Raw genomic sequence first — 7,424 nt, 5'->3', positions numbered from 1 at the left:
AAGTTTTTTTAATATTTCGTTTTTGTTAAACATAAAAAGTGTGCACCTTCCTTTATATAGTGATATTTAATATTTTAATTATCACCACTTTTTAGAAGAATACACACTTTATTTTAAAGACCCAAAAATTAAGCTTAGAAAATAAAACTTAATTTTAAAAACTCATTATTAATAGTCTAAATAAACTACCACTGTTAAGATTATATGTTAAACTCTTCTAAGATTTTTATTGCAAATCTTGCGTTTGGATATGTAATAGACCCACCACCAATTACACCTATTTTTATAGCTTCTATAATTTCATTTTTACTTGCTCCAGAATTAATACAGCCCTCAATATGATAACAAATACACTCATCACATCGACTTAAAATTGAAATAGCTAACCCCATTAATTCCTTGTTTTTTTACTTATAGCTCCTTCTGAATAAGTCTTATCATCAAGACTTCCAAATATTCTAAAAAACTCATCTGTCTCACTTAATTTTTTATTGTAAAATTCCCTATATGCCCTCATTTCTTTAGTATTCATCTTCTATCTCCTATATTTATAAATAATTTCTTATAATAGTATCACACTATACTTATCCTTTCAACATTAGGTACAAACTTTCAATTTATTTTCAATAGTCTAATTTATATAATTTTTTAAAAATCTCAACAAGTTATCATTAAGTAAGATTTTTTCAGAACTAAAACAAAGGTCTTAGTCATTTCCTCATTATCTATTTTAGTTCTGAAATATATTATCTTTATCCAAATATTATGATAGTGATTGATTACATTAATTATTTTTACCTGAAATTTTATACATCAAATAAGAATATATAAATGGTAATATTACAATTACAAAGATTACAAAGATATTATAAAAAGGAATATTAATAAATGCATTAATAATTAATAATATTCCACCAATAAGCCAAATCCATCCAGCTAAGTAATGTGTCTTATTCCAATTTTCTTCATCATTAAGGGTCCATGGTAAAATTATTCCAACTGAATAATTTCGTTTACATTTAGGAAGATAATTTCCAAATAAAATAACTAATATCCCCGAAATTAAGCCTGTATAAAAATTAAACTCCAAACTAATTCCTGTTGAATACAAAACCATCATAATTTGTAGAATCACTGAAAGTATAGCAACTCCCCATTTTGATAAATTTTGCATAACATTTGAAAGAGCCGCTTTCTTAGGTTCATTCTCAAGTCTAAACCATGTATATAAATGGATACATAGCATTAACAATGGTACACCAAAAGCTGCTATAACCTTTGGAGCATAATTATCTGGATTCCCATAGTTATCAAAATGAATTGCAACTTCATTTGGTAATATATTATAAAAATATATCGATACAATAAATGGTATAAAACATATTAAAGTAGATAAAACAAATTGTTTATTTATCGCTTTTTTCATTATCTTTTTCTCCCTTCTCCATAAATTGTGAAAACCAAAGCATAACTTCTTCAAAAACCGAAATATTTATTTCATAGAAAATAAAATTTTTATACTTTGTTTCAAATATGAGTCCTGCCTTTTTTAATTGAGATAGATGATAAGAAATTGTGGCATTTGTCATATTAAATTTTTCACTAATTTCTCCTGCTGACATTTTATTCTCCCTTAGCATAACCAATATTTCTCTTCGTATAGGGTCTGAAAGAGCTTTAAAAGTTTCTGGAAACCCCAACACCATCACCTCTCTATTTAGAATTTCATCTAAATAGAGTATACTATAACTCTCATTTTGTTTCAATAACTATTTAGAAAATTTTCTAAATAGTTATTTGAAATTTTCACATAGAAGTTTTTAATTTGCTTAAATAGGCCAATTTTATTAAACTCTTATTTTTATCTAAATATTTTAATTTCAAAAACAAAAGAGCTTAGAAATTAAACTCCAAGCCCTTTTGTTTTATATTTTTTATATTTAAAATATAACGCATACCATTATGCAACATATTCATATTTTTCTTTGTATTCTCTCATGGCATCATTCCAAGCTTCTTGTACTGTTACACCTCTTTTATTAGCAATTTTTTGTGCCAGTTCAATTATCTTCATAGCTCTTCTTGATATGTTCATAAATATTCCTCCCACAAATTATTATATATTTCATATACATAAATCAAAGTTATATTTTTATGATATAACCTTATATCATAATATTACAATTTATATGTGTATTATATATGAACTACATTAGAAAATAATTAGAATTTTTATAAAACTAAAAAGTTAACACACTAAAGTAACGTCTGATATACTAATTTTGTGACCATAAACAATGCCATTACTAGAAATATTGGTTTTATCATTTTTGAACCTTTTTTTATAGCAACTTTAGCACCAACATAAGCACCTATTATCATCACTAATGCAAATACTATAGCAATCTGATAATACACCTGACCATTTATCATGAATAATAATAATGAAGTTATATTACTTGTTAAGTTTAATATTTTTGTATTTGCAGAAGCATGTAAAAAATCATATCCATATATTTTTATAAAACCAAAAGTTAACAAAGTTCCTGTACCTGGACCAAAAAAACCATCATAAAAACCCATTATAAGAGCCATGAGCATTCCTAATCTTAAATTTTTCTTATTAACAGCTTCAAAATTATCTTCTTGACCTAAATTTTTTGAAACAAAGGTGTAAATAGCTACTATTAAAATCATTACTACAACCAAGACATTTAATATATCTTCACTTATTGATAGTACACATCTTACACCTAGAATACTACCAATAATAGTAAATGGTACTAATTTTTTTAAAAGGTCATTATTGATTTTTCCAGATTTCGCATATCTATAAGCACTACTTATGCATCCTGCTGATGCTGCAAATTTATTTGTACCAATAGCAAGATGCACTGGCACTCCAATTGCCATAAGAACAGGCATGCTTATAAGCCCTCCTCCTCCTGCTATAGAATCTACAAAAGAAGCTAAAAAACCACCTATACATAAAAAAATAATTGCAAACATAAAATTCCTCCATCATTCTCTTTCAATTTTTCTTAAAATATATATCTTATTTAATCTTTATTATCTAGAATATTCTTTCTATATTCATTTGGAGTTATATTATTAAACTTCTTAAATATTTGTGAAAAATAACTACTATTATTAAAACCTACTTTCTTACAAATGTCACTAATACTCATACTTCTATCTAATAGATATTTTTTAGATTCTTCTATCCTAAGAAGATTTATATATTCAGTTATTGAAACTTTATTTTTTTCATTAAAAATAGAACTCAAATAATTTGGGCTTATAAAAAAGACCTCTGATATACTATTTAAATTTATATTTTCTTTATAATATTTTTGTATGTATTCGTTTATATTTTCAATAAGATTTCCCTTATCTTTTTTCCAAAATGCTCTATTCTCATCAATGCACTCTTTGGAAAATTCAAATAATACATCCCATAAATCTTCATCACTGTTTACAAGAGATATTTTTTTATTGTATTTACTTCTTAAACAAGATATAAGCTTTAAATCTCCTAAGTCTCTAAGCACTGTTCTAGATAATACAAATATCATTTCCTGAATAGTATCTCTAATATCATTATATATTAATTTATTTGCATCTATTAGATTATAAACACCTTCTAAGTTCATATTTTTAATTTCTTTTTCAATATAAAGTTCTAATTCAAAGGGATATTCTTTTAAAACATTATTGAACATATCTATTGGATTAATGATGTACTTTTCTTCTAATAATTTACTATTTGCTTTTTTAAGTGCTTCTTCAAGTCTTATATTTTCTTTTCTATTCTTCAATATTTCTTCATCTTTTATACTAAGTTGATTTTCAAAGAAATTTCTCTTAGCTATTTCCTGAATAAATTCAGACATCATTAATAGATTTTCTTTTAATACATATAATCTACTTTTAGGAGTTAATGGGAATTTATTGTAAATTTCATTTATATATTTTATGTCAATATCTGAACTACTTGATAGTTCAGATAAATTTTTATATACATCAATGGACTTGTATACTATAAAATTGCCACATTCTATATATCCAACTATATTTTCTTCTAATACTATAGGTATCTCTAAACTAGAAACACCATACTCACAATGGTACACTCTTGTAAAATTATCATTATTTATGCTTTTAACAAGTTTTCTAGTGCACATTTTTACACTTTTACAAATATCACAAAATTTATCTTCTTTATTAGTCTCAAATATTTCTTTGTGTTTTGAATCGTATACAGATATTCTAAGCTTTAATATATTAGATATTTGATTTGCAAGATTTTCAATTATATTTACATTAATTAACTCTTGTATAGTATTTTCAGAAAATACGATGGGTATTTGTCTCAAGCTTGAAAATTTATGAGGAACATAAGTAATTAATATTACTAAATCGATTTTACCAGTGTTTATAATTTCATGTTCTGAATATGGTGGGCAATAAACTATGGATGTTTCCTTTATATTGACCTTTTTGCCATCAATTATTTGTATTCCTTCTCCCTGAATTACATATAAAAGCTGTTCTTCACTTAAATGAAAATGCTTTTTCTGGCAGTTTCCTGGAAAAAATCTTACAATCCCAGCACTAAGTCTATTAAATTGTGTTTTTAATGGTTCATGTATCCATGTAACCTCTCCCCAATCAAATTTTTGTACCTCATTATTTGACCCACTAAAATACTCCATAAGCTCACCTCTTAGTTTTTGTCTAAATGTTTTTTCTTCCTTCTTCTGTGATTCCTACAACTCTACTTACTCTTACTTTACTATAATTTAGCTTTTCGGCTATTTCAATAGACTTTACAATTCCCTTTTTATTTTGTAAAATCAGTGTTGTCTTAAAATATTTTTACGACTTACATTAATATATATTATCATAATTTTCTTTTTTATTACATAGATAAATAGCTAATAACACATTGCTAAGAATTTATAGAAACATCTCTTAGAAAAGATAACATTAAATAGTTTCAATTAATATTCTTCTATCTTAGAGAAATAAAAAAACTATTAAATTCTTTTATAAAAATTATTTTTTACACATCTTTTTTTTACTTAGATAATCTATCTTATCATTTGTTTTGTCTATACAACCTTCTAGTTCATGTATTTTATTTTTAATATCTTGCTTGTGTTGCTGAAATAACTGGATTCTTTTATCTGTTGTATCATCTACCATATCACAAAAATGAAAGCATTCATGGATATCCTTAATGGATAAACCAGCTATTTTTAATTCTTTAATAAATATAAAACGCTCTATATCCTCTTCTGAGAAATAACGAACACCACTTGATTTTCTATTAATAGGAAGTAATAAACCTTTTTCTTCATAAAATCGAATAACAGATGGAGAAATATTTGTTATTTTTGATACATCAGTTATGGAATATTTCATATTTTTTACCCCCCTAAAATTTTATATGAATAAGAACATTATAAAAACACTTTATACAATAGTCAATAAAAAGTATTGACTTCAAGTTAAGTTGAAGTTGTATTATTTGAAGTGAAAAAATAAATTGACAGAAGAAAGGATAATATAAGTGGAAAAATATGCAACTATGATTAGAGAAAAGCTAAGTAAAGGAAAGGTATTATGTGGAATTGCAGTTTCACTATCTGATTCAGCTAATTGCTCTGCTCCCATAGATGGGCAACCTAATGCAAATTTATCTTCTTCTTTTAAATTACTTGCTTTCAGTAAGCTAACATCTAAAACTTCTGGTGTCTTACCTTTTAACTTCACACCATCAGCTACAAAATTTGCCATTTTTTCAGTATTTCCTGTTCCACTCCAATAAACAATATATATTTTACTCATTCTTACCTCCTGTAGTATTTTTTTAATTAATCAATAGTTAACTAACATCTAGAAAATAAAAGATTCCTTTATTTGAAATCTCTTTGTTTTTCTAAATCTAGAATATCACAATTGATTTTGAAATCCAATATTTATTGATAATATTTATTATTTATATTTTAGACTATTTACTCTGTGTCATAACATTGTATTGTATTTGTTTCTAATCTTTCATATGAAAAATTCTCACTTATAGTATTTTTGTATATCTTTTAAACCATCTTGTAGGTCTGTTTATATGTATATATACAAAGAAAAACACATCTTTTTCAGATGTGCTATCTATAATACTGTATATTTATTTTACAATTCTAATTACCTGACATGTTTATAAACTTTATTGCTCAACACATTTTTATACATCGATATAAAATTCTACACTTAAATTTTTGTTATTTCTCTTGATTATATACAATATCAGTCTCTTATCATCAAATTAGAAATTATCTTTTGCTATTATTCTTGTATTTATAAAGATTTAAATATAGGTACCCATTTCCTTGTTCTGTTCTAGGTATTCCAAGTGCCCTTGTACATTTTATTAATTGTGCATATAGCTCAGCTTCATCTAAATCTCTTTCAAACTCCTCTCTTGCCCATTCTTTAATTAGTGCTAGTGACCCTGATACATATGGTGCACTCATACTAGTACCACTCATAATAGCAAGTTTATTATCCATATAAGTTGATATGATATTTCTTCCTGGAGCCACCAAGTCTATTGTAGTGTTTGAATTACTAAATTTCTCAACTAAATAGTTTTCATTTATTGCTCCTACTTCTATTACCTCAGCATAACTGGCTGGATAGCTATACTCACTTGTACTAGAATCTCCATCTCCATTATTACCTGCCGCACACACTACAGAAATATTATTTTTTACTGCTTGCATGACAGCATTTTTCAAATTTTTATCATCTTTGTTTCCTCCAAGAGACATAGATATAATATCAACTTTTTTATTTACAGCAAAATTAATAGCATTAATTATACTTTGATATGTTCCAATACCATCTTTATTTAATGCTTTTGCTATTAATAGCTTACAATCTGGAGCTACTCCCATAACTTCATTATTATAATTAGACGCAGCTATAATGCCTGCCACATGAGTTCCATGCCCATTAAAATCCTCATATATATTTTTATTTCCATTACTGTCATCACTAAAGTTTGCTCCACCAATTATTTTGCCTTTTAAAAGAGGATGGGACATATCACATCCTGTATCTATTATACCAACTACAATATTTTTGCCAGTATAACCTTCATCCCACATTCCTCTAGCATTCATTTGTTTTATTCCATATGGAAACTTATTTTTTGCTCCTCTTAGATTCTCATTTATTTCATATGGGATTAATTTCATCCTTTTATTCATCATATATCCTCCTAAAAATTTTATTGCTTATAAAAATTATAAATTTTATTTTATAATAGGTTTATAAATCAAATTAGAACCTATTTCTACTTATTTATATTTATGATGTATTTTTTATTTTTAGGAGTCATATTTTATTATATATAAAAT

At 25.6% G+C, this 7,424-nt stretch carries 10 protein-coding genes; all 10 read right to left on the bottom strand.

Annotated elements, in window-relative coordinates:
* Positions 1-200: 200 nt before the first annotated feature.
* Positions 201-392: a carboxymuconolactone decarboxylase family protein gene (locus tag KGF42_RS18295; protein ID WP_227821429.1), complete on the bottom strand. Its 192-nt coding sequence runs from the start codon at positions 390-392 to the stop codon at positions 201-203.
* On the bottom strand, positions 392-532 hold the full coding sequence (locus KGF42_RS18290; RefSeq protein WP_227826834.1) for a hypothetical protein: 141 nt from the start codon (positions 530-532) through the stop codon (positions 392-394). The genes KGF42_RS18295 and KGF42_RS18290 overlap by 1 nt, the downstream gene beginning before the upstream one ends.
* A 252-nt stretch (positions 533-784) precedes the next feature.
* Positions 785-1,426 carry an SdpI family protein gene (locus KGF42_RS18285; RefSeq protein ID WP_227821427.1) on the bottom strand — a complete coding sequence of 214 codons (642 nt, stop codon included), beginning with the start codon at positions 1,424-1,426 and terminating at the stop codon, positions 785-787.
* The gene (locus KGF42_RS18280) at positions 1,407-1,700 is read right to left on the bottom strand and encodes an autorepressor SdpR family transcription factor (RefSeq protein WP_009889969.1); all 294 of its coding nucleotides are present in this window, start codon (positions 1,698-1,700) and stop codon (positions 1,407-1,409) included. Before KGF42_RS18280 ends, KGF42_RS18285 begins: the two co-directional genes overlap by 20 nt.
* Positions 1,701-1,960: 260 nt before the next feature.
* Positions 1,961-2,095, bottom strand: a complete 135-nt coding sequence (locus KGF42_RS19960) for a hypothetical protein (RefSeq protein WP_054273965.1) — start codon at positions 2,093-2,095, stop codon at positions 1,961-1,963.
* A 161-nt stretch (positions 2,096-2,256) separates the two neighbouring features.
* Positions 2,257-3,009 carry a TSUP family transporter gene (locus KGF42_RS18275; protein WP_227826833.1) on the bottom strand — a complete coding sequence of 251 codons (753 nt, stop codon included), beginning with the start codon at positions 3,007-3,009 and terminating at the stop codon, positions 2,257-2,259.
* A gap of 50 nt (positions 3,010-3,059) precedes the next feature.
* Positions 3,060-4,715, bottom strand: a complete 1,656-nt coding sequence (locus KGF42_RS18270; RefSeq protein WP_227821425.1) for a helix-turn-helix domain-containing protein — start codon at positions 4,713-4,715, stop codon at positions 3,060-3,062.
* Positions 4,716-5,058: 343 nt separating this feature from the next.
* Entirely contained in the window at positions 5,059-5,427 is a 369-nt protein-coding gene (locus tag KGF42_RS18265) for a MerR family transcriptional regulator (protein WP_227826832.1), read from the bottom strand.
* 102 nt (positions 5,428-5,529) lie between these two features.
* Entirely contained in the window at positions 5,530-5,853 is a 324-nt protein-coding gene (locus tag KGF42_RS18260; RefSeq protein WP_227821423.1) for a flavodoxin domain-containing protein, read from the bottom strand.
* 482 nt (positions 5,854-6,335) lie between these two features.
* A complete protein-coding gene (locus tag KGF42_RS18255) occupies positions 6,336-7,274 on the bottom strand; it encodes a S8 family peptidase (RefSeq protein WP_054273971.1) in 939 nt (312 codons plus the stop codon).
* Positions 7,275-7,424 lie beyond the last annotated feature (150 nt).

It is taken from the genome of Clostridioides sp. ZZV15-6383 (assembly GCF_020657735.1).
Lineage (GTDB): Bacteria > Bacillota > Clostridia > Peptostreptococcales > Peptostreptococcaceae > Clostridioides > Clostridioides difficile_D.
Note: the sequence above shows the minus strand (reverse complement) of the source record. Positions and strands in the feature narration are given on the sequence as shown.

Bases quoted from the DNA above. Each gene is read 5' to 3' on its own strand.
- KGF42_RS18295 (WP_227821429.1), bottom strand. From the start codon at position 392: ATGGGGTTAGCTATTTCAATTTTAAGTCGATGTGATGAGTGTATTTGT.
- KGF42_RS18290 (WP_227826834.1), bottom strand. From the start codon at position 532: ATGAATACTAAAGAAATGAGGGCATATAGGGAATTTTACAATAAAAAA.
- KGF42_RS18285 (WP_227821427.1), bottom strand. From the start codon at position 1,426: ATGAAAAAAGCGATAAATAAACAATTTGTTTTATCTACTTTAATATGT.
- KGF42_RS19960 (WP_054273965.1), bottom strand. From the start codon at position 2,095: ATGAACATATCAAGAAGAGCTATGAAGATAATTGAACTGGCACAAAAA.
- KGF42_RS18275 (WP_227826833.1), bottom strand. From the start codon at position 3,009: ATGTTTGCAATTATTTTTTTATGTATAGGTGGTTTTTTAGCTTCTTTT.
- KGF42_RS18270 (WP_227821425.1), bottom strand. From the start codon at position 4,715: ATGGAGTATTTTAGTGGGTCAAATAATGAGGTACAAAAATTTGATTGG.
- KGF42_RS18265 (WP_227826832.1), bottom strand. From the start codon at position 5,427: ATGAAATATTCCATAACTGATGTATCAAAAATAACAAATATTTCTCCA.
- KGF42_RS18260 (WP_227821423.1), bottom strand. From the start codon at position 5,853: ATGAGTAAAATATATATTGTTTATTGGAGTGGAACAGGAAATACTGAA.
- KGF42_RS18255 (WP_054273971.1), bottom strand. From the start codon at position 7,274: ATGAATAAAAGGATGAAATTAATCCCATATGAAATAAATGAGAATCTA.